The organism is Acidisoma cellulosilyticum (assembly GCF_020621385.1).
Lineage (GTDB): Bacteria > Pseudomonadota > Alphaproteobacteria > Acetobacterales > Acetobacteraceae > Acidisoma > Acidisoma cellulosilyticum.
On sequence record NZ_JAESVA010000038.1, the window covers coordinates 1 to 1474 of the forward strand.

General features: G+C 61.2%; 2 protein-coding genes. Both read left to right on the top strand.

Going from position 1 to position 1474, the window contains the following annotated elements; all coding sequences use genetic code 11:
* The first annotated feature begins 72 nt into the window (after positions 1–72).
* Positions 73–1158 (top strand): IS5 family transposase, encoded by a 1086-nt coding sequence (locus ACELLULO517_RS28415; RefSeq protein ID WP_227310870.1) that lies wholly within the window; start codon positions 73–75, stop codon positions 1156–1158.
* Positions 1155–1474 (top strand): hypothetical protein (locus ACELLULO517_RS28420; RefSeq protein ID WP_227310871.1); only part of this gene is annotated, 320 nt, incomplete at its 3' end. The genes ACELLULO517_RS28415 and ACELLULO517_RS28420, both read left to right, overlap by 4 nt.

A 1474-nucleotide genomic window follows, 5' to 3' on the forward strand; every position in this document is an offset into this window, starting at 1 on the left:
CAGGTTGCGGAAATTTAGATGCATGACGGGCGCTGATCTGATTCTCTGGTTCTGTTGGGATTGGAGTGTCAGATGCGTGGGACAGACGAGCAGACAGGGGCCTTGTTCAGCTATCTGAGCCCGGAGGCGTTGGTGCCGGTGGATCACCCGCTGCGGGCGATCCGGCCGTTGGTCAACGCGGCTCTTGATCGTCTGTCGCCGCGGTTCTCCCAACTGTATTCGCCGGGAGGACGCGCCTCGATCGCGCCGGAGAAATTGCTTCGGGCGCTGTTACTGCAAGCCTTCTACGGTGTGCGCTCCGAGCGCCAACTGATGGAGCAGGTCAGCTATAATATGCTGTTCCGCTGGTTCATCGGGCTTTCCATGGATGCGCCGGTTTGGGACGTGACGGTGTTCACGAAGAACCGGGAACGCTTGCTGGCCGGTGATATCGCCGTTGCTTTCCTGCTGTCGATCATGGGTGATCCGGCGGTCAAAAAGCTGCTGTCCAATGAACATTTTTCCGTAGATGGCACGCTGATCGACGCATGGGCTTCAATGAAGAGCTTCCGGCGCAAGGATGGCAGCGACGATGATCCGTCTGGCGCCGGTCGCAACGCCGAGCGTGACTTCCACGGTGACAAGCGGAGCAACGAGACGCATGCCTCGGTCACTGACCCGGACGCTCGGCTGTATCGCAAGTCCAACGGACAGCCGTCGCGGCTCTGCTATATGGGGCACCTCCTGATCGAGAACAGGAACGGCTTGATCGTCGACGTCCGGACAACGCATGCGACAGGTCGGGCCGAACGCGAGGCGGCCGTTACCATGGTCGCGGCGGCGGCACGCGGCCGCCATGTTACACTCGGTGCCGACAAAGCCTACGACGCTGCAGAGCATGTCGCTCATCTGCGCGCGATCGGCGTCACACCGCATGTGGCTCAGAACCTGTCGGGTCGGCGGTCTGCCATCGATGGCCGCACCACCCGCCATCCCGGCTACGCGATCAGCCAGCGCATTCGCAAGCGGATCGAGGAGCCCTTCGGCTGGATCAAAGCCACAGCGGGATTGCGGAAAACCCGTCATCGAGGGCTTGGCCGTGTCGGATGGATCGTGACACTGACCGCGACGGCCGCCAATCTGATCCGGCTGCCAAAACTGCTCGGTACCCCGTCATGACGGCGCTGGAGCACCCGATGATCGGCAAGTGGCGGATCACGGAAATGGAACTCTGGGATAGCGACTTCATCGATCTGCTCGGGCCAGGTTACATCCAATTCGATCCAGAAGGTGGTGGCGAGTTTGTCTTTGGCGCAGTCCAGGGCGGCTTGGACTGCAACTATGGGCAAGCCAGCATCCACTTCACCTGGACAGGTCACGACGAAATGGATGAGGCCTCCGGCGACGGCGACGCACAACTAGAGGACGATGGAACCCTCACCGGCGATATCCGCTTCCACCTCGGCGACGAATCCTCCTTTATCGCCAAGCGCTG